This is a genomic window from Paenibacillus ginsengihumi DSM 21568, from assembly GCF_000380965.1.
GTDB lineage: Bacteria > Bacillota > Bacilli > Paenibacillales > NBRC-103111 > Paenibacillus_G > Paenibacillus_G ginsengihumi.
Genome location: NZ_KB905600.1, coordinates 1 through 20517, shown reverse-complemented (window position 1 = coordinate 20517; position 20517 = coordinate 1). Strand labels below are relative to the sequence as shown.

The 20517-nt window shown below is 57.7% G+C and carries 18 protein-coding genes, 1 pseudogene and 1 riboswitch; all 19 genes and pseudogenes read left to right on the top strand.

The window, feature by feature from the left end; all coding sequences use genetic code 11:
- Positions 1-11: 11 nt before the first annotated feature.
- The 19 genes and pseudogenes from F591_RS0120545 (at position 12) to F591_RS0120455 (ending at position 20338) form a co-directional block, all read left to right on the top strand.
- Positions 12-779, top strand: a complete 768-nt coding sequence (locus F591_RS0120545) for a TatD family hydrolase (RefSeq protein WP_019536499.1) — start codon at positions 12-14, stop codon at positions 777-779.
- 402 nt (positions 780-1181) lie between these two features.
- Positions 1182-1370: riboswitch (cyclic di-AMP (ydaO/yuaA leader) on the top strand.
- A gap of 335 nt (positions 1371-1705) precedes the next feature.
- Complete coding sequence (locus tag F591_RS0120540; protein WP_019536498.1) at positions 1706-2797, top strand: resuscitation-promoting factor; 1092 nt, start codon at positions 1706-1708, stop codon at positions 2795-2797.
- A gap of 147 nt (positions 2798-2944) precedes the next feature.
- On the top strand, positions 2945-3505 hold the full coding sequence (gene rnmV, locus F591_RS0120535; RefSeq protein WP_019536497.1) for a ribonuclease M5: 561 nt from the start codon (positions 2945-2947) through the stop codon (positions 3503-3505).
- 107 nt (positions 3506-3612) lie between these two features.
- Positions 3613-4446, top strand: coding sequence for a 16S rRNA (adenine(1518)-N(6)/adenine(1519)-N(6))-dimethyltransferase RsmA (gene rsmA / locus F591_RS0120530; protein ID WP_245581090.1), 834 nt, complete (start codon positions 3613-3615; stop codon positions 4444-4446).
- Positions 4447-4547: 101 nt separating this feature from the next.
- On the top strand, positions 4548-5432 hold the full coding sequence (gene yabG / locus F591_RS0120525; protein WP_019536495.1) for a sporulation peptidase YabG: 885 nt from the start codon (positions 4548-4550) through the stop codon (positions 5430-5432).
- Positions 5433-5631: 199 nt separating this feature from the next.
- Entirely contained in the window at positions 5632-5904 is a 273-nt protein-coding gene (gene veg / locus F591_RS0120520; RefSeq protein ID WP_019536494.1) for a biofilm formation stimulator Veg, read from the top strand.
- 129 nt (positions 5905-6033) lie between these two features.
- Positions 6034-6207, top strand: a pseudogene (locus tag F591_RS31640) (small, acid-soluble spore protein, alpha/beta type); the annotation flags it as partial.
- A gap of 465 nt (positions 6208-6672) precedes the next feature.
- The gene (gene ispE, locus F591_RS0120510; protein WP_019536492.1) at positions 6673-7527 is read left to right on the top strand and encodes a 4-(cytidine 5'-diphospho)-2-C-methyl-D-erythritol kinase; all 855 of its coding nucleotides are present in this window, start codon (positions 6673-6675) and stop codon (positions 7525-7527) included.
- Between the two features lie 271 nt (positions 7528-7798).
- Entirely contained in the window at positions 7799-8638 is an 840-nt protein-coding gene (gene purR / locus F591_RS0120505) for a pur operon repressor (RefSeq protein ID WP_019536491.1), read from the top strand.
- Positions 8639-8645: 7 nt separating this feature from the next.
- Complete coding sequence (locus F591_RS0120500) at positions 8646-9035, top strand: RidA family protein (protein WP_019536490.1); 390 nt, start codon at positions 8646-8648, stop codon at positions 9033-9035.
- Between the two features lie 122 nt (positions 9036-9157).
- A complete protein-coding gene (spoVG, locus tag F591_RS0120495; protein ID WP_010501706.1) occupies positions 9158-9442 on the top strand; it encodes a septation regulator SpoVG in 285 nt (94 codons plus the stop codon).
- A 134-nt stretch (positions 9443-9576) separates the two neighbouring features.
- Positions 9577-10989, top strand: a complete 1413-nt coding sequence (gene glmU / locus F591_RS0120490; protein WP_019536489.1) for a bifunctional UDP-N-acetylglucosamine diphosphorylase/glucosamine-1-phosphate N-acetyltransferase GlmU — start codon at positions 9577-9579, stop codon at positions 10987-10989.
- A gap of 142 nt (positions 10990-11131) precedes the next feature.
- Positions 11132-11779, top strand: a complete 648-nt coding sequence (locus F591_RS0120485) for a 50S ribosomal protein L25 (protein WP_019536488.1) — start codon at positions 11132-11134, stop codon at positions 11777-11779.
- 148 nt (positions 11780-11927) lie between these two features.
- A complete protein-coding gene (gene pth, locus F591_RS0120480) occupies positions 11928-12488 on the top strand; it encodes an aminoacyl-tRNA hydrolase (RefSeq protein ID WP_019536487.1) in 561 nt (186 codons plus the stop codon).
- Positions 12489-12575: 87 nt separating this feature from the next.
- Positions 12576-12806: an anti-sigma-F factor Fin gene (gene fin, locus F591_RS0120475; protein ID WP_019536486.1), complete on the top strand. Its 231-nt coding sequence runs from the start codon at positions 12576-12578 to the stop codon at positions 12804-12806.
- 191 nt (positions 12807-12997) lie between these two features.
- Positions 12998-16528 carry a transcription-repair coupling factor gene (mfd, locus tag F591_RS0120470; protein ID WP_019536485.1) on the top strand — a complete coding sequence of 1177 codons (3531 nt, stop codon included), beginning with the start codon at positions 12998-13000 and terminating at the stop codon, positions 16526-16528.
- The gene (locus F591_RS28590) at positions 16515-17612 is read left to right on the top strand and encodes a peptidylprolyl isomerase (protein WP_051109228.1); all 1098 of its coding nucleotides are present in this window, start codon (positions 16515-16517) and stop codon (positions 17610-17612) included. Before mfd ends, F591_RS28590 begins: the two co-directional genes overlap by 14 nt.
- Before the next feature lie 228 nt (positions 17613-17840).
- Complete coding sequence (gene spoVT / locus F591_RS0120460) at positions 17841-18383, top strand: stage V sporulation protein T (protein ID WP_019536483.1); 543 nt, start codon at positions 17841-17843, stop codon at positions 18381-18383.
- Positions 18384-18589: 206 nt separating this feature from the next.
- Positions 18590-20338 (top strand): polysaccharide biosynthesis protein, encoded by a 1749-nt coding sequence (locus F591_RS0120455; protein ID WP_019536482.1) that lies wholly within the window; start codon positions 18590-18592, stop codon positions 20336-20338.
- Positions 20339-20517 lie beyond the last annotated feature (179 nt).

The following is a 20517-nucleotide window of genomic DNA, read 5'->3' as shown; positions in this document are numbered from 1 at the left end:
TGTGATCTGCGATGCTGATTGATTCTCATGCACATTTGAACGTGCGCGCATTCGATGATGATCGACAGGATGTGATTCGGCGCGCCCGGGAACACGGAATTGGTCGAATTATCAATATCGGCTTTAATCGCGAGACGATTCCAGGCTCGATCGCGCTGGCTGAGCAGCACGATTTTATTTATTCCACCGTTGGCTGGCATCCGACGGATGCCGCCTTCATGACAGCGGACGATCTCGACTGGATCGAATCGCTCTGCCGCCACGAGAAGGTCGTTGCGATCGGTGAGATCGGGCTCGACTACTATTGGGACACCTCTCCCAAAGATGTGCAGATGAAGGTGTTCCGCGAGCAAATTCGCCTGGCGCGCAAGCTGGGCATGCCCATCGTCATTCACAACCGGGACGCCCATCAGGACATCGTTCAGGTGCTTCGCGAAGAGAAGGCGGCCGACGTCGGCGGCGTGATGCACTGCTTCTCAGGCAGCTGGGAAACGGCGAAGCTGTGTCTCGACATGAACTTCTACATTTCGTTCGGGGGCCCGATCACTTTCAAAAATGCCAGGCAGCCGAAGGAAGTGCTCTCCCGCGTGCCGATGGAGCGCCTGCTGATCGAGACCGACGCGCCCTATTTGACGCCGCATCCGTTCAGGGGCAAGCGCAATGAGTCTGCTCACGTGAAGCTTGTCGCCGAAGCAGCGGCCGAAATTAAGGGCATTTCCTTCGACGAGCTGGCGCAGGTCACTACGGACAATGCCACCAAATTGTTCGGTTTATCTTGAAAATTTGGAGGTATCCAAACGCCCAAATTTTCAATCTTGAAGGCGATGACTGTAGAGGAAGGAATCGCTCGTCATAGGCGTCTTTTCTTGTGAATTTGAAGCTTTTTTACTAAATATTTCTATGCCTGAAGAGGACGAGCGGGCCGAAGAATTCGGTTTTGATCGGCGTCTAAATTTAGATTTTAACGGCAGATTGGACAATCCTTTTTTTATCCAAATGGCGATAATTCGAGAAATAATGAACGATCGTGCATTTGAATGAGAGAAAGACCGTTTGTTTTCATGAAAAGGATGAAAAATCTCAAATAAAGCGGGAAACCGCCCTTTTTATCCGAGTTTGTATACTTTACAATTCCCTTGCTCCCATCGTAAACTCAATAATAACTTCATAACGATTACCATTTTCCATAATCGCTGAGTTTCCGAACAGGGAAACGGGGGAACCGTAAGAAGCGAAAGCCAGGCCGCTGATGTTCAGGACATCGGCCTCGCGCGGGGTGAATCGAGGGGCAGCCGACGCTGCTTCCGAGTAGGGCGACTCTCAAGCCCGAATCCGTCAGCTAACCTCGTAAGCGTGAAGAGAGAGGTACACATTGTCGTTGGCTGCCATTGGACTGTTAAGTTCGAATGCGTACAAGTCATCGGGGAGGTCCTCTTCTCGATGGCTTTTTGTGTTGGTTTCCTCGTTCAACGGGATATTCGTCCGAGCCGATTCATACAATGAGTTCCGGAGGGGGTGGATATCCGAAGGGCAAGCGATTCCGAAGCATGCAAGCGGAGAGGTCGGTCAATCGTCATAACACAATAATTTACCATAGTCGCGTCAGATTTATCATGCATGACACTCGACGGCGGGGCTTTGAAGGAGGACCGAACAAGTGGGCGTTGTGGAACGACAGCAATCCCATGTAAGACGATCATCCAGCATGTCCTACGCATTGCGTTGGAAGCATGAAAACTTGCGTTTGATATCCATAGTTTTATTCGTTTCATTCGCTATTACTTTCATGTTCTTGATGATGCTGTACGGTACGGCAGCCAAGAAGCTGTCCATTGTAATCGACGGGAAGGAAACGACAGTCGAGACGAAGCATTGGGTGCTCAAAAACGTACTTGAAGATCAAGGGATTACCGTAAACGAGCATGACCGCATTTCCCACGCGATGAACTATACTGTCCAGACAGGCGACCGCATCGATATCAACAGGGCGCTTCCCTTAACGGTGTCGGCGGACGGCGTTACGCGGACGGTGCATACGGTCGGCAGGACGGTAGAGGATGCGCTGGAGGATGTGGGCATATCGCTCGGCGAACACGATAAGATTCAGCCGCCGCTGGATACGGCGCTTACCGGCAATGAATCGATTAAGATTGTGCGAGTCAAGAAGGAACGCGAGGAAATCAGCGAGACGATCGCATTTCAGACTGAGACGATGAACGATCCGAAGCTGCTGAAGGGCAAGGAACTGGTTGTTCAGGAAGGCAAGGAAGGCACTTTGGTCAAGACCAAAGAGAAGGTATTCGAGGACGGGGAGCTCGTATCCGAGCAGATCGTCGAAGAGAAGGTCAAAGAACCGAGCGTGAACAAAATTGTGGCCATCGGCACCAAAAATCCGGTGACGATCTTGTCGGCCTCTTCGCCGAATGTCGACGAGCTGGTCAAATCCGGCGTGAAATTCGCGTATAAGCAAGTTTTGAATAATGTGAAGCTGACGGCATATACAGCAGATGCCTCCTCGACAGGGAAGAGCGAGGATCACCCGCAATACGGAATTACCGCTTCCGGGACGAAGGTTACGGAAGGGCGGACGATTGCCGTCGATCCGAAGGTTATTCCGCTGGGATGGTGGGTATATATTGACGGGCTTGGCTTCCGCCGGGCCGAGGACACGGGCGGCGCCGTGAAGGGCAATGTCATTGATGTATATTTCGAGAGCAAGGATTACGCCAAGCGATTCGGCTCCAAGCGCGGATATACCGTATATGTGATCGGGCCGACCAAGCCGAGCGCAGACTAAAGAGCAGAAGATAAGGGCAACCTGTAAATAGATATGCGGTTAAAGGCAGGAAAGAAGAGGGAGTCCAAGCCAAGGCGCTGGAAGACCCCTCTTCTTTTTGCGCTCCTTGCCCGCTTACAGCAGCCGCAGAAGGGAAGCGTTCCGACAGTGATTAAAGAGGTCATCGTAGTAGAGGGCAAGGACGATACGACAGCCGTCAAGCGGGCGGTTGAAGCGGAGACGATCGAGACGGGAGGCTCGGCGATTAACGACGAGGTGCTGCAGCGGATTCGTCTGGCGCAGCAGCGCCGCGGCGTCATCGTGCTGACAGACCCCGACCATGCCGGAGAACGGATTCGCAAAATTATCGCGGCCCGCGTTCCCGGGTGCAAGCATGCATTCTTGCCGCAGGAAGAAGCGACCCGCAACGGCGATATCGGCATCGAGAATGCGTCCCCGGACGCGATCCGGCAAGCATTGGAGCGGGTGCGGACCGATTGCCAGGCGGAGGAATCGGAGATCGGCTGGAGCGATCTGATGGAAGCGGGGCTGATTGTCCATCCGCAAGCAGCGGCACGCAGGCTCGCCATGGGGTGGCTGCTCGGCATCGGGTACTGCAACGGCAAGCAGTTCTATAACCGCTGCCGGATGTTTAAGATTTCCCGGGAAGAATTTATGGATGCCAGAAAGCGCCTGGATAACGATGCGGAAGGGAAGGCGGAGCTATGACAGACGAGCAAGGTTCATCGCGCCTATCGTTGGATGCGGCCAGCGGCCTGGCTGCCGGGGGGCGGGAGCAGGAGGATATCGCCTCGCCCCGGCGGACGAAGGCGCTGATGCAGCGTTACGGCTTCACGCTCAAGAAGAGTCTTGGGCAAAATTTTTTGATCGATCACAACATTTTGCATAAAATCGTCGCCGCGGCGGAGCTCGACAAGAGCAAAGGAGCGCTGGAGATCGGGCCGGGCATCGGCGCGCTGACCCAGCAGCTGGCCAAGGCAGCCGGACGGGTTGTCGCGATCGAAATCGATCAGCGGCTGCTGCCTATGCTGGGCGAGACGCTGCAAGCTTTTCCGAACGCGGAGGTCGTCCATGGCGACGTGCTGAAGCTGCCGCTGGACAAGCTGGTCGAGGAGCGGTTCAAGGGCTGCTCCAGCGTCAGCGTGGTGGCGAACTTGCCTTATTACGTAACGACGCCTATTATAATGAAGCTTCTGGAGAGCAGGCTGCCGCTGGAGCATATCGTTGTCATGATACAAAAGGAGGTCGCCGACCGCATGGCGGCAAAGCCGGGCGGCAAAGATTACGGCAGCCTGAGCATCGCCGTGCAGTATTACTGCGAGCCGGAGCTTGTGACGATCGTGCCGAATACGGTATTTATCCCGCAGCCGAACGTAGATTCGGCCGTTATCAAGCTGAAGGTAAGACAGCAGCCAGCGGCCGCCGTCGATGACGAAGCGTTCTTCTTCGCTGTCGTGCAGGCGTCGTTCGCGCAGCGGCGGAAGACGATCGCCAACAATTTGGCGGGGCGCTTTTTCACCAAGGAAACGAAGGGAAAGCTGGAAGTGGCGCTTAAGGCGGCCGGGATTGAGGCAAGCCGCCGCGGAGAGACGCTGAGCATCGAGGAGTTCGCCCGCCTAAGCCGCGAGTTGGCCCGCGTGCTGGGCTAGGTGCTTTGCCTCGAATCGAGTCGAACGCTATGAGAATGGCCAAGCCGTACTGGCACCAAACGCCCATGCCCGCCATAGGATAGACGGGGAGGCGATGCAGCATGAGGCAGGGGGATTTGGTCATTCGCAAGTCATACGGCGGAGACATCGTATTTAAGATACAAGAGTTTGGAAGACAGCAGGCTGTTCTGCGCGGGGTCGAAATGCGCCTGTTGGCCGATGCGCCGCTGCATGACCTTAAATTCGTCCGGGAAGCCGACTTCACCGCGCACAATCACGTGCCCGAGCCTAGATGGATACACAACCTGAGACGCCAGGCTCAGCGGGGGCCCGCGACGGGGCAAACCTCCGCTTCTTCGGTGCAGGAAAAACCGGCTGCCTCCAAAGAAGTCATTCGCGCAGCCTATTTCGATATGCCCGGCAAAGTGCTGCACTTGGACGGGGACCCTTCCTATTTGCGCAAATGCATGAGCCTCTATGGGGTACTCAAGGTTCCCGCTGAAGGCTACTATGTGCCGGAGGCCAATATGGCGGACGCCTTATACCGGCTGCTGCCGCGAATTCGCCCGGACATCGTCGTCATTACGGGCCACGATGGCATTGTGAAGCAGCGCCAACCGGGCGGCGCCGCTCACCTGAACAGCTACAAAAACTCACATAATTTCGTGAATGCTGTCCATATGGCAAGACAATACGAGAAGAACAAAGATGCTCTGACGATCATCGCCGGAGCATGCCAATCGCATTTTGAAGCTTTGCTGACGGCGGGCGCCAATTTTGCCAGCTCGCCGGGCAGAGTGCTGATTCACGCGCTCGATCCGCTGTGCATTGCGTCCAAGGTTGCTTTCACGCCTATCAAGGATGTAGTCAACATCGTGGACGTGATCGGGCTGACGCACAGCGGGCTGGAAGGGATCGGCGGTATCGAATCGCGCGGAAGCTTCCGCAGGGGCGTGCCCAAAATGACCGATGCTATACCCCGCTAAGCACCGAAAGGTGCTTTTCTTTTTTTGGGAATTATGACAATTGTGTGAACGGTTTATTGAAGACGTTGAGGCAAAAGCGGATAAAATAAGGAGAATACCCGTTGACAACAGGATTGTCAGGCTGATATAATATTTCGCTTAAATTGACATACTACCCTTATTGCGTTATAATTTAGAAGGAAAGAGGTGGTAGTGGTCAATGGCAAAAAATTCGCTATTGGAGATCAAACGTAGTTTGGAGCCTCATGTCGGACAGAAGATTATGCTGAGAGCGAACGGCGGTCGGCGAAAGACGATCGAACGCTCCGGTATTCTTGAGGAAACCTACCCTTCCGTGTTTATTGTCAAGCTGGATCAGGAGCAGCAGTCGTTCAAGCGGGTCTCCTACAGCTATGCAGATATTTTGACGGAGTCCGTGGAAGTTACGGTATGCAACGATGAAGGTGAAATGCGCATCACTATACAGCAATAAAGCCGCATAAGCGGTCGGCCTTAAAGGAATCGGAGAGGCCGGCCGCTTATGGCTTCCCTGCTTCTCGTGCATGAGCCGCCTCCAAGCTAAGCATACTAAACGTATCTTACCGTCAAGGAGGCTGTTCGAATGTCCAGACGCAGCAGGCGAGGAGTCATGTCGGAGGCATTCAAATACGAGCTTGCGAAGGATCTCGGCTTTTACGAGACCGTGCAGAAGGAAGGCTGGGGCGGCATTCGTACCAAGGATGCGGGCAATATGGTGAAGCGGGCTATCCAGATTGCGCAGCAGGCGCTAACTCGCCATCAAGGGCAGGCCGGCCCGCAGCCTGGCTCCGTTCAGCCGCAGGCGCAGCCTCATCCGCCCGCGTACGGATACGGCGGGTTCCAGCAGGCTCAAACTCCGCACGCATATGTTCCTGCATCTGCGCCGCAAGCCAGCGCCCCTGTTCCGGCTGCTGCCGGGCGATACGGGCAGACCGCCCCGACCTTCGGTTCCACGGCGGCATATCCGCTGCCGGCGACGGCCGTTCAGGCCGGTCTGCCGCAGGGGACAGCCGAGGCCGGCGCAGCGCTCCAGCAGGGCTTGCGGCATGTCCCGTCCCCATACGGAAGCTGAGCGCAGACAGCCGAAAGAGACTCCGCACGAAGGCAGCTAGAGCCGGATAACGGCCCTAGCTTTTTTTTGTCGCGTTTTTGGTATAGTATAAGGGGTACAGTGGTTTAATGACGGATCGTAAACCACGTACGGCTGCAAAGAGGTGTCTGTATGAAGGTGTATGAGAAAGCTCCGGCCAAAATCAACTTGTCCTTGGATGTGTTATATAAGCGGGAGGACGGCTTTCATGAAGTGGAAATGGTAATGACCATGGTCGATCTGGCGGACAGGATCGAGATGCAGGAGCTGCCTCGGGATACCGTCATCATCTCCAGTCAGGCGGGCTATATTCCTCTGGACGAGAAAAATCTCGCCTTCCAGGCCGCCAAGCTGATCAAGGAGCGTTACGATGTAAGGCAAGGCGTTTACATACATTTGGACAAACATATTCCGGTAGCTGCCGGGCTTGCGGGAGGCAGCAGCGATGCTGCGGCTACGCTGAGAGGGCTGAACAGGCTGTGGCGGCTCAACATTCCGGCGGATGAGCTGCAGCGGCTCGGAGCCGAGCTCGGCTCGGACGTGCCGTTCTGCGTGACCGGGGGGACGGCCGTCGCCCGGGGCCGGGGAGAGAAGCTGGAGCCGATCGAATCGCCGCCGCAGTGCTGGGTCGTGCTGGCCAAGCCGCCGATCAACGTGTCGACGGCGGAGGTGTACGGCAAGCTGAACGTACGCAGCATTCGCCGCCGCCCGTCGACAGAGCGGGTTGTCGAGGCGATTCGGCTGAAGCGGTTCGACCTGCTGTGCCAGGAGCTCGGCAATGTGCTGGAAGGAGTGACGATGGAGCTTTATCCGGAAGTCCGGCAGCTGAAGGAATGCATGCTCCGCATGGGAGCCGAAGGCGTGCTTATGTCGGGCAGCGGGCCGACGGTGTTCGGCCTCGTCTCGAAGGAAGCCAAAGTGGCGAGAATCTACAACGGCCTGCGCGGATTTTGCAAAGACGTCTACGCGGTCAGGCTGTTGACTTAGCTACGACGGAAGCGCCCAAGCCTATCTATGGCCAGCTGAGCCCGCCGCATCGGCGGGTTTTTGTACGCATGGGGCTGGGGGACGTGTACGCGAGCGGTGGTTCAAGCGGTTCGGCTTGTTTTGGCGGCAGAAATATGTCAGGTTAATGTCAAAATAATTTTCATGATGCTACTTGAATAAATACGTATAAAAATGATATATTTTCATTATAATATTCGGTTTTTTTGGCCTTTTGCATAGGCTCAATGATTAGGCTGAGGGGGAACGCACTATGAAAAAATTAAAACGAAGCGCAAGATTGGTCGAGATGACCCAATACTTGCTGTTCCGCCCCCATACGCTGATTCCCTTGACAACGTTCGCTGAACGCTACAATTCGGCCAAATCGTCCATCAGCGAAGATTTGGCGATCATCAAGGAAGTGTTCGAGGAAGAGAAGCTGGGAGAGCTGCAGACATTGGCCGGAGCCGCGGGCGGCGTCAAGTTCATTCCGAAGGTATCCAGGGCGCAATCCCTTCAATTCATTCAGCAATTGTGCACTCAGCTCGAGCAGCCGGACCGTATTTTGCCGGGCGGATATTTGTATATGTCCGATATTATGGGGCAGCCAATGATTTTGAATGAAGTGGGGAAAATGTTCGCGTCGGTGTTCGCCGACAAAGAGATTGACGTCGTCATGACGGTGGAGACCAAAGGCATTCCGCTTGCCTATTCCACGGCCTCTTTCCTGAACCTGCCTGTTGTGATCGTGCGCCGGGACAACAAGGTTACGGAAGGCTCGGCGGTCAGCATCAACTACGTCTCCGGCTCGAACAAGCGAATTCAGACGATGTCGCTGTCGCGGCGGGCGCTCAAGGAAGAGTCGAGGGTGCTGATCATCGACGATTTTATGCGTATGGGCGGAACGATTCACGGTATGATGGATTTGCTCAAGGAATTCAAGGCAACGGTTCAGGGCGTGGGCGTCTTCGTCGAATCCGGCGAGGTCGAAGAGCACCTGGTGGACGATTACGTGTCCCTGGCCAAGCTGTCTTCGGTCGATCCGAAGACGCGAACGGTTACGGCTGAACCTGGCAACTATTTTCAAAACGATATATCTGACGAGGAGTGAACGTATCATGACCAAACTGACGACAATCGCAACGAATCAAGCACCTGCCGCCATCGGGCCTTACGCTCAGGCGGTCCGTTTCCACAATCTGCTGTTTACCTCGGGGCAAATCCCGCTCGGCCTGGACGGCCAGGTCGTCTCCGGCGGCGTGGAGGAACAGACGCATCAGGTGTTCCGCAACTTGCGGGCGGTGCTGGCCGAGGCCGGAGCCGACTTCAGCGATGTGATCAAAGCAACCGTATTCATCAAAGATATGGACCAGTTCGGCAAAATCAACGAGATCTATGCGTCGTATTTCGGCGATCATAAGCCGGCGCGCTCGACCGTGGAAGTGGCGCGCTTGCCGAAGGATGTTCTTGTCGAAATAGAGCTTATTGCGGCGTTAAATGTCGAATAATTTAAAATTTATAAAGAATTTATAAAATTGCATAAAAAATTCGTTTGCAAAGAAGGATTTTGTACTAAAATGTGGAATTTATAGCTTAAGTCTGTGAAATGGAAAAAGGTGGTGAACACAAATTGCAAATTACTGACGTCAGACTTCGCCGAGTTAACTCCGAAGGCAGAATGAAAGCCATTGCTTCCATTACCATCGACAACGAATTCGTTGTTCATGACATTCGCGTGATCGATGGGAACAACGGGATGTTCGTTGCGATGCCGAGCAAGCGCACGCCAGACGGAGAGTTTAGAGATATCGCTCACCCGATTTCTTCTTCGACGCGCGAAAAGATTCAGGCAGCGGTTCTTGCCGAATACGAACGCGCCGCAACGGAAGAAGAGGTTATCGAAGAAGGGGCGTAATTCGCCGATTTTTCATGAGTGACGGACGGAGGGCCTGGATTCGGGCTCTCTTTTCTTTTGACCGCAAGTAAGCTATATTGAATGGCAGGGAGCGCTTCGTCAACCGAAGTATTGAAGTAAGGAGAGGAACCGCATTGAAGATCATGGGGATCGTTCTTGCCGCAGGGCAAGGCAAACGGATGAAATCCAAACTGTATAAAGTGCTTCATAAGGTTTGCGGCAAGCCGATGGTCGGCCATGTCGTTTCGGCGCTTGAAAGCATCGATGCGGCCCGCCGCGTCGTCATCGTCGGTCACGGCGCCGACGCCGTCAAAGCATACTTGGGCGATCGCGCGGAATATGCGCTGCAGGAGCAGCAGCTCGGCACCGGGCACGCCGTGCTGCAGGCCAGGGAGCTGCTGGGCGAGGAAGAGGGCATTACCGTCGTCATTTGCGGCGATACGCCGCTCGTCTCGGAGGAGACGCTGCAGAGCATGATTCGGCTGCACCAGGAGAAGGGCGCCGCGGCGACGATGCTGACGGCGTTGCTGGATAACCCCCACGGGTACGGGCGCATCGTCCGGGATGAGCGCGGCTTCGTGAGCCGGGTCGTGGAGGAGAAGGATTGCAGCGAGAACGAACGGTTAATTAAGGAAATCAACACAGGCACGTATTGCTTCGACAATCAGAAACTGTTCGCGGCGCTGGCCGAGGTGAAGAACGACAACGCCCAGCAGGAATATTACATCACCGACGTGATCGGCATTTTGGCGGGACAAGGCGAGATTGTGGAAGGCTTCTGCCTGCAAGAAGCGACGGAATCGATCGGCGTCAACGACCGGGTTGCCTTGGCCCAGGCGGAGCAGGCGATGAAGCAGCGCATTAACCGCCGCCATATGCTCGCTGGCGTCACCATCATCGATCCGGCTTCCACCTACATCGAGGCGGATGTCGTGATCGGCAGCGATACGATCGTGTACCCGGGCACGGTGCTCAGAGGGGCGACGGTCATCGGCGAAGGCTGCACCATCGGGCCGAATGCCGACATTGCCGACAGCAAGCTGGCGGATAACGTCGCCGTGAAGCATTCCGTCCTGCAAGGGGCGATCGTCGGCCCCGGCACGTCGGTCGGACCGTTTGCCTATTTGCGGCCGGGCGCGGATCTTGGTGCGAACGTCAAGATCGGCGATTTCGTCGAGATTAAGAACGCGAGGCTGGGTGATGATGTGAAGGTGTCGCATCTGAGCTATATCGGCGATGCGGTCATCGGCCGCAATGTCAATTTCGGCTGCGGCGCCATCACCGTCAATTACGACGGCTTCAACAAGCAGCTCACCGAGGTGGGGGACGATGCCTTCATCGGCAGCAACGTCAACCTGATCGCGCCGGTAAAAATCGGCCAGGGCGCCTATGTCGTTGCAGGCTCGACGATTACGCACAACGTCGAGGCGAACGATATGGCGATCGCCCGCGAGCGCCAGGTCAACAAGCCGGGCTATGCGGAGAAGCTGCGCGGGAAATTTGCCGCCAAGAAACAGCAAAGAGAGCAGCAAAGGGAGCAGCAGTAAAGAGCGAGACGAGGGCGAAAGCGGGACGACCGGTCCCAAGCTTTCGCCCTCTTGACGTTTTGAACCTTCTCATCATGGGTACAATTAGAAGAAGCTGCCTGATTTTCAGCAGGAACCCATTTCGATGAGGAGGTTGTTCACGATGGCTGCCAACGCAAGTCTTAAGGCCGAGGCTCGCACCGGCTTGACGAAGGGAAGCCGCAACCGGCTGCGCAAGCAGGGGATGGTGCCCGGCGTCGTATACGGCAAAAAGATAAAGGAAACGCCCATTGCGATCGATCAGAAGGAGCTGCTGGCGCTGCTCAAGATGAGCCCGCACGCGATTATTGAAATGGACGTGCCGGCGGCAGGCAAGCAGCCGGTTATGGTCGCGGAGATTCAGCGCGATATCATGAACCGGGAATTGCTGCATGTCGATTTCCGTCAAATTAATATGGACGAGCCGGTCAATACGACGGTTCGCCTGGAGTTTACCGGCGAGCCGGCAGGCGTGAAGGCGGGCGGCATCATGCAGATTTTGCATCACGAGATCGATATTCGCTGTCTCCCGCAGCAAATTCCGGACGCCATTGCCGTGGATGTCGGCAGCCTGGAGATCGGCAGCAGCTTCCTGGTGCAGGATCTGTCGGTTCCTGCGGGAGTCGAGGTCAAGGCCGAGCCGACGGAGGTGCTGGTCACGATTTTGCTGCCGCAAAAGGAAGCGGAGCCGGAGGAGCAGAATGCCGAACTGGCGGCGAAGGTGGAAGGCGAATTCGAGAAAAAGGGAGAGGCGGCCGGAGAAACCGTGTAATCCCGAGAATCGGAAAGGGCTTGCCGCGCGGGCGGCACGGCTCTTTTTTGCTTGCCGGAACATTTTTGGCTTCGCTCCGCATTTTTTGATATAATACAAGTCGAATTTTTTCATTGGACGGCCGGGGGCCGGAAGGAGCGAAGGCAGCATGAAATGGTTCGTCGGATTAGGCAATCCGGGCAAGCAGTACGAGCACACCCGGCACAATATCGGGTTCATGGCGCTCGACCGCTTTGCGGACAAGCACGGCATCGCCATTACGCAGAGCAAATGCAAGGGCTTGCTGGGCGAAGGGCACGTCGCAGGCCACAAGGTGTACCTGCTGAAGCCGATGACGTATATGAATCTTTCGGGGGAATCCATCCGCGCATTCATGGATTACTATAAAGCGCCCATCGAGGATCTGGTCGTTGTGTACGACGATCTCGACACGGCGTTCGGCAGCATCCGCCTCCGCTATCAGGGAAGCGCCGGCGGCCACAACGGGATCAAATCGGCCATTCAGCATCTCGGCACCCAGACGTTCAACCGAATCCGCATGGGCATTTCCCGGCCGGCCCCGGGCAGCGATATCGCCGGTTACGTGCTGCACGCTTTTTCCAAAGAAGAATTCGGGCGGCTGCCGGAGGTGCTCGACAAGACGAGCGAGGCGATGGAGCATCTGCTGACGAACCCGTTCGAGAAAACGATGGCCAAATTCAACGGCTGATTCAGGACTTAACGGCATCAAGCAAGGCTAAAAATTGCTCTGGATGGTCATAATGAGAGTATCATGCCATGCGAAGGAGGCTCTCATATGTCCGTCAAATACATATGCCGCCACTGTCAAACCCCGATCGGGGAGATCAGTCAGGGAGAAGTCAGCGAATTCCGGCTCGGGTTTCATTTCTTGACCCCGGATGAACGGAGAGATATAATATCGTATAACCTGAACGGAGATGTCATCGTGAAGGTCGTATGCGATTACTGCAAGGAAGCGCTGGATGCGAATCCTGAGCTTTCGTTGTTAACCAGTCCGTTGCAATAATGCGGCCCTTAAGGGCCAGAAACGATATCCATTCCGATGCCCTAGACCGACGCTCATCGGGTGGCCCGGCGCCTCGGGCGCCCGGCGTCGGCCAGGGCGGCAGAGCTTACGCGCTTTGCAATAACGACGCAGCCTGGGCGGATATGCTCGAGGCTTTTTATGTGTTATGTGGGTGAGAGGGGTGTCCTGTTTTGCAGGCAATCATTCAGGCATTCTCCGCGGATTCCGACTTTCAGAGCGTAGCGGCCGGAATTCGTTCGGGGATGAGGGAGCAGCTGGTCGCCGGGTTGTCCGGCTCGTCGCGGCAAGTCATGCTTGCGGCGCTGCATCAAGAGCTGGAGCGGCCGCTGTTTGTTGTAACGCACAATCTGTTCTCCGCGCAAAAAATATACGATGATCTCGTCGAATGCCTGCCGGGAGACCGGGTGCTGCTGTTTCCGGCGCAGGAGCTCATGGCGGCAGAAGCGGCCGTGGCCAGTCCGGAGCTGCTCGCTCGCCGCATCGACGCTCTGTCCAAGCTGGCTGGCGGATTCCGCGGCGTTGTCGTCGTGCCCTATGCCGGCATCCGGCGCATCCTCCCGAATCCGGAAGTGATGCTTGAGTCGCAGGTGCGGATTGAGGCGGGGGAGACGATCCAGCTGGACGATTGGATTTCCCGGCTGATCGAGCTCGGCTACGAGCGCGTGGAACGGGTCGAGAACAAAGGGGAGCTCAGCGTCCGCGGCGGCATCGTCGACCTGTTCCCGCTGACGTCGCCCTATCCGTTTCGGATCGAGCTGTTCGACGACGAGGTCGATTCGATCCGGACGTTCGACCCGGCCGATCAGCGCTCCATCGATAAGGTCGATAGGCTGACGATTACGCCCTGCCGCGAAATCATCGCCGACCGCAAGCGTTTACAATCGGCGGCCCAGCACGCTTTCGAGCTGCTGCAGGCGCAGCTGGAGAAAATGACCGACCGCCTGGCCAAGGAGAAGCTGCTGGAAGGCATCGGGCATGAGCTGGAGCTGCTGCGCGAGGGGCAGCATTTTCAAGGCATCTTCAAATATACGGGATTGCTGTACCCGGAACGGCAGACGCTGATGGATTACATGCCGGAGGATTCGGTGCTCGTGGCCGACGAGCCGGCGCGGCTGATCGAGACCGCCAAGCAATTGGAGAAGGACGAGGCCGAATGGATGACGATGGCGCTGGCCGACGGCAAAGGTATGCCGGCCTTGACCTTGTCCAAGCCGTATGAAGCGCTCATGCACCGCCAGCCGTACCCCACGCTGTTCGTCTCGCTCTTCCTGCGCCAGGTTCCGGGCACGCAGCCGCAAAATATCGTCAATTTCATGTCCCGTTCCATGCAGAACTTCCACGGGCAGATGAATGTGCTGAAGAGCGAAATGGAGCGCTGGAAAAAATCGGGCGCGCGGGTCGTCATTTTGACGGGGGGCGACGAGCGGGCCGAGCGGGTGCGCCGCGTGCTCGGAGATTACCGCATCGAAGAGCCGGAGATCGTCGAAGGCAACCTGCAGACCGGCTTCGAGCTGCCGGGCATTCGGCTTGTCGTCATCACCGAAGGCGAGATGTTCACCCAGAAGCAGCGCAAGGCGCGCAAGGTGGACAAAAAAATCGAGAACGCTGAGCGCATCAAAAGCTACCAGGAGCTGAAGGTCGGCGATTATGTCGTCCACGTCAATCACGGTATCGGCAAATTCGTCGGCATCGGCACGCTCGAGGTGGGCGGCATTCACAAGGATTATCTCCATATCATGTATGCCGGGGGCGACAAGCTGTCGGTGCCGATCGAGCAGATCGATCTGATCCAGAAATATGTCGGCGCCGAAGAAGGCAAGGAGCCGAAGGTATACAAGCTTGGCGGAGCGGACTGGAACCGCGTCAAGAGCAAGGTTCGCTCTTCGGTGCAGGATATTGCCGACGATTTGATCAAGCTGTATGCGGAGCGGGAGGCGACCCCTGGCTACGCTTTCACCCCGGATACGGTCTATCAGCAGGAATTCGAGGGGATGTTCCCGTATGAGGAGACGCCGGACCAGCTCCGCGCCATCGAGGAGATCAAGCGGGATATGGAACGGCCCCGTCCGATGGACCGGCTATTGTGCGGCGACGTCGGCTACGGCAAGACGGAGGTCGCCATCCGGGCCGCCTTCAAGGCGGCGATCGATAACAAGCAGGTGGCGGTGCTCGTGCCGACGACGATTTTGGCGCAGCAGCATTATGAGACGTTCAGGGAGCGCTTCTCGGGCTATCCGTTCAACATCCAGGTGCTCAGCCGCTTCCGCTCCCGCAAGGAGCAGAACGAGACGATCAAAGGCGTGAAGAACGGCACGGTCGACATCGTCATCGGCACGCACCGGCTGCTGTCCAAGGATCTCGTGTTCAAGGATCTCGGCCTGCTCATTGTCGACGAGGAGCAGCGGTTTGGCGTGTCCCATAAAGAGAAGCTCAAGCGGCTCAAGACGAACGTCGATGTGCTGACCTTGACGGCGACGCCGATTCCGCGGACGCTGCACATGTCCATGCTCGGCGTGCGCGACCTGTCCGTCATCGAGACGCCGCCGGAGAACCGCTTCCCGGTGCAGACGTACATCGTCGAGCACAGCTTTGGCCTCGTGCGCGAAGTGATCGAACGTGAGCTGGCGCGGGAAGGCCAGGTCTACTACCTGTACAACCGGGTGCAGGGCATTCATCAGATCGCAGAGCAAATTTCCGCTCTCGTGCCGGACGCGCGGGTGACGGTCGCTCACGGCCAAATGTCGGAGCAGGAGCTGGAGAAGGCGATCCTCGATTTTCTCGACGGGGAATACGACGTCCTGGTCAGCACCAGCATTATCGAGACCGGCGTGGATATCCCGAACGTCAACACCTTGATCGTGCACGATGCCGACAAAATGGGCCTGTCCCAGCTGTATCAGCTCAGAGGCCGGGTCGGGCGTTCCAACCGCATTGCCTATGCCTATTTCACGTATCAAAAGGACAAAGTGCTGAACGAGGTGGCGGAAAAGCGGCTGGCGGCCATAAAAGAGTTTACAGAACTTGGATCAGGGTTTAAAATTGCCATGAGGGACCTGTCCATCCGCGGCGCGGGCAACCTGCTCGGTGCGGAGCAGCACGGCTTTATCGCGTCCGTCGGCTTTGACCTGTACTCGCAGATGCTGGCCGAGGAAATTGCGCAGCGCAAGAAGAAGCTCGGCGTCGGAGCAGAACAGGATGACAAGGCCCCGGCGTGGTCGACGCAGATTGACATTTCGATCGATGCTTACATTCCCGGCGATTATATATACGACAGCGTGCAAAAAATCGAGATCTACAAAAAAGTAGCCGCGATCAAGACGCTGGATGAGGCTGCGGAGCTTCATGACGAGCTGGTCGACCGGTTCGGCGATTTGCCGCAGGCCGTATTGAATCTCCTGACGGTAGCGCGATTGAAGGTATACGGCGCGATGTATGCGATCGAGGCCATCTCTCAGAAGGGGACGGACTTCGATATTCGCATTCATCCGGATAAGAACGGCACTTTGGACGGGCAGAAGCTGTTTAAGCTGGCGGGCGAATTCGAGAACCGGATCAAGCTGATCGGCGGCCCCCAGATTGTGATCGAGGTCAAAGGAAAAGGCCTGAAGCCAGAAGAATCCATCGATTTGCTGGAAAGATTTCTGGTACAATACAAGCGTGCGCTGAAATCGAAGGGAGAGCTGCAGGATGTGGCGAAATAAACCGAATACTGGACGAAGAGGGCTTACGGCTCTTGTAGCGCTAATGCTGTCGTTGGCCCTTGTAGCCGCAGGCTGCGGGAACAAGCAAAAGGATGGCGGCGAGGCTTCCGCAGGGGACGAAGTGATCGTAACATATAAGGACGGCGGGCAAGTAACCCGCGCCGAGTTCGACAAGTTTATCGACGTGAACCTGTTTTTCTATAAGGAATACGCTCAGTTCAAGGATGATCCGGCTTTTCAGCAGGATATGATGAATCAGTATTTGACGTTCAAGGTGCTCGCTTCCCGCGCAGACGACAAGGCGAAGGCCGAGGCGGAGGAGAAGACGACGGAGCAGATGGACCAGCTGAAGTCGATCCTGGACCTGCAGGAGGGCGGATTTGCCGGCCAGTTGGAGACGGCGGGCTTGACCGAGCAGGACCTTAAAGATTTCATTGGACGAACCGTGCAGGCGTTCAGCGCGGCGGAAGCGAATGTGACGGATGAACAAATTCAAAAAGCTTACGACGAGCAGCTGGCGAATGATCCGCACGCTTTCGTCACCGCGACCGTCAGCCATATTTTGATCGGGACGAGCGATCCGGCGACAGGTCAGGAGACCCGCAGCAAGGAGGAGGCGCTCAAGCGGGCCAACGAGGTGAAGGGGAAGCTGGAAGCCGGCGGCGATTTCGCCGCGCTGGCGAAGGATTATTCCGACGATCCCGGCTCCAGGGATGAGGGCGGCAAGTACGAGAACGTGGACATCACCAATTGGGTTCCGGAATTCAGGGATGCGGCGGCTACGCTGCCGCTCAACACGATCAGCGATCCGGTGGAGACTGCCTACGGCTATCATGTGATGAAAGTCGAATCCCGCCGAACGAAGACGTTGGACGAGGTGAAGCCGCAGCTCAAAGCGGAAGCCGCCGAATGGTCGATGTACGAGTTCCACAATAACGAGCTCCCGTCGCTCATTGAGACGAACAAGCTGCCGAAGCCGCAGCAGACGCCTCCGAGCGAGCAAACGGCGCCAGCTGCAGACGGGGAAACGCCGCCGGCAAGCACGCCGCCTGCAGACGGCGCGCCGGCGGAAGGAAGCCAATAATCGAATTGCCACAGGGTACCATATTGGTGCCCTGTTTTCTTTTCTTATAATTGGACATAATGAAAACAGCGGCGGCAGGATACATAGTTTGGGGAGCCGTCTCCCTTGGCAGCAGATGAATAAGCCGTCAGGAATAGAACAATACTATGGTCAGTCAATTCCCACCATTTGATACAATGGATCTCCAGTCGTCAAAAACTCTTCATGGAAAGCGAGGCATCAAGAAATATGAAAGCTACTGGAATCGTTCGCCGTATTGACGATCTCGGCAGGGTCGTAATTCCGAAAGAGATTCGCCGCACGCTTAGAATTCGGGAAGGGGACCCGCTCGAAATTTTTGTCGACCGCGACGGAGAAGTCATTCTTAAAAAATATTCTCCGATCGGCGAACTGGGTGATTTTGCCAAGGAATATGCGGAATCGCTGTACGAGAGCACCAATCATATTACGATGATATCCGATCGCGACACGATTATTGCGGTAGCGGGCGGATCGAAGAAGGACTATCTGGAGAAGCAGATCGGCGGCCTGGTCGAGCAGTGTATGGAGAACCGGAAGTCGTCGCTCGAAACCAGTCCCGGCCAATTCGAAATTTGCAAGGACATGACGGACACTTATTCTTCTTACGTGATCGCGCCGATCGTCGCCGGCGGGGATCCGATCGGCTCCGTGATCCTGATCAGCAAGGACGACAGCGTCAAGATGGGTCAGATGGAGCTGAAGATGGCGGAGACGGCTGCCGGCTTTCTGGCCAAGCAGATGGAACAATAAGCTTCGGCTGCTGCCGGCATTTCATGCAGGGTGGAATGGGAATAGGCTTTATAGCATCGCCATGTCAAAGGAAGCTTCCTGGTCCAATCTCCTTCCGTGGGGAGAGCGGAGAGGAGGCTTTTTTGGCTTGGCATGGCGCTGTTTTTTGGCAAACTCCAGTTCATGCGGTATAATGTGGGCAATGACCAGGGAATGAAGGGAACAGCATGCGAACATCCATCGAGGGAGAGCGTGGCGCAGCGCCCGAGGCGCGCAGCGGCGCAGACGAGCCGCCAGGCCGGCAGGGCCGGGATGCGGCCGCGCCGGAGGCGACCGCTGCGGGGCCTGCGCTGCTGAAGGGCGCGGCGATTCTGGGACTGGCTGCCGTCGTCTCGAAGCTGATCGGCACGCTGCAGAAAATCCCTTTTCAGAATATGGCGGGCGAAGCCGCCTTCGGCGTCTATAATGCGGTATATCCGCTGTATATGCTGATCTTGTTTATGGCGACGGCCGGGTTTCCGCTGGTCGTCGCGAAGTTCGTGGCCGAGTACGCGGCGGAAGGAAGGGACGACAAGGCCCAGCACGTGCTGCGGGCGTCCGTCATGCTGCTGGCGGCGACCGGCACAGGGGCCTTCCTGCTGCTGTATCTGGGCGCGGATCGCATCGCTTCGTGGATCGGCGCGGCGCAGACGGCCCCTGCCATACGCAGCATATCGTTCGCCCTGCTGATTGTGCCGGGACTCAGCGGCTTAAGAGGCTATTACCAGGGATATCACAATATGGCGCCGACCGCCTGGTCGCAAGTCATCGAACAGACGGTTCGCGTGGCGGTCATGTTCCTGCTGCTGGTGCTGCTGCTGCGCTGGGGATACGGCTACGAGTATATTGCCGCCGGAGCGACGTTCGGCTCCGTGGTGGGCGCCGCCGCCGGCCTTGGCTATATGCTGTGGTATGGCCGGAGTCGGGCCGGCCGGGGCCGCGCGGGCACGGGCACTTGCCGCCGCTGGCCCCGCACAGGCTGGCGGGAGGATGCGCGCATGATTCGCCGCCTGGCGGTCTATGCGCTGCCGGTATGTCTCGGCTCGATCGCCATGCCCGTTCTGACGCTCGTCGATTCCTTCACCATCCCGCGTCTTCTGCTAAGCCGCGGTTATGACGATCACGGCGCCATGTACCAATTCGGCCTGTACAACCACGGGCTACCGCTCGTCCAGCTCGTGACGATGATCGTCTCCGCCGTCTCGGCCGCGCTGGTGCCGGCGATGGCGGAGGCGCTGCGCCGGGAAGACCGGGCGGCGATCCGGCTGCGGGCCGCCGCGTCGATCAAGTGGGTCGCCTTGATCGGCCTGGCTGCTTCCATCGGCTTGGCCGTGTTGGCCAGGCCGATGAACGTGATGTTCTACAACACCGCGGAGGGCACGTCGGCGATGGTGATTTTGGCCTTCACCGCCTTCTTCTCGGCGGTGAATATTGCCGGCTCGAGCGTGCTGCAGGGGCTCGGCGCGGTGTTCGCGCCGGCGCTGTATCTGCTGCTCGCCGCAGGCCTCAAGGCCGGCGCGAACGCCGCGCTCGTGCCGCGCCTTGGCATCGACGGCGCCGCATGGGCCGCCGTCGCCGCCTACGCCTGCGCGGGCGGCCTCGCGCTGGCGCACGCGCTGCGCCGCAGCGGCGCCGGGCCCGCCGCCGGCGGCCGCGCCGCCAGCGTCATGAAACCGCTGCTCGCAGCCGGTTTCATGACGCTGGCGCTGCTGGCCGCGATGCGCGGCATCCCGGCGGCGGCGCTGGCGCTGCTGCCGGCGCTGCCGGCGCGGGCCTGCGCGGCGGCCGTGGCGCTCGGCGGCGTCGCCGTCGGCGCGTGCGCCTACGCGGCCGCGCTCGGCGCGCTCGGCGTCGTCAGCGCCGCCGAGCTGGAGCGCCTCGGCCCGCGCGCGGCCCGGCCGCTGGCGCTGCTGCGCAGGCTGCGCCTGCTGCGCTGACGCCGCCGCCGCGTGGGCTGCCGCGTGGGCTGCCGCCGTCGCCGCGTGGCTGCCGCCGTCGCCGCGTGGGCTGCCGCCGTCGCCGCGTGGCTGCCGCCGCTGCCGCGTGGGCTGCCGCCGTCGCCGCGTGGGCTGCCGCGTGGGCTGCCGCCGTCGCCGCGTGGCTGCCGCCGCTGCCG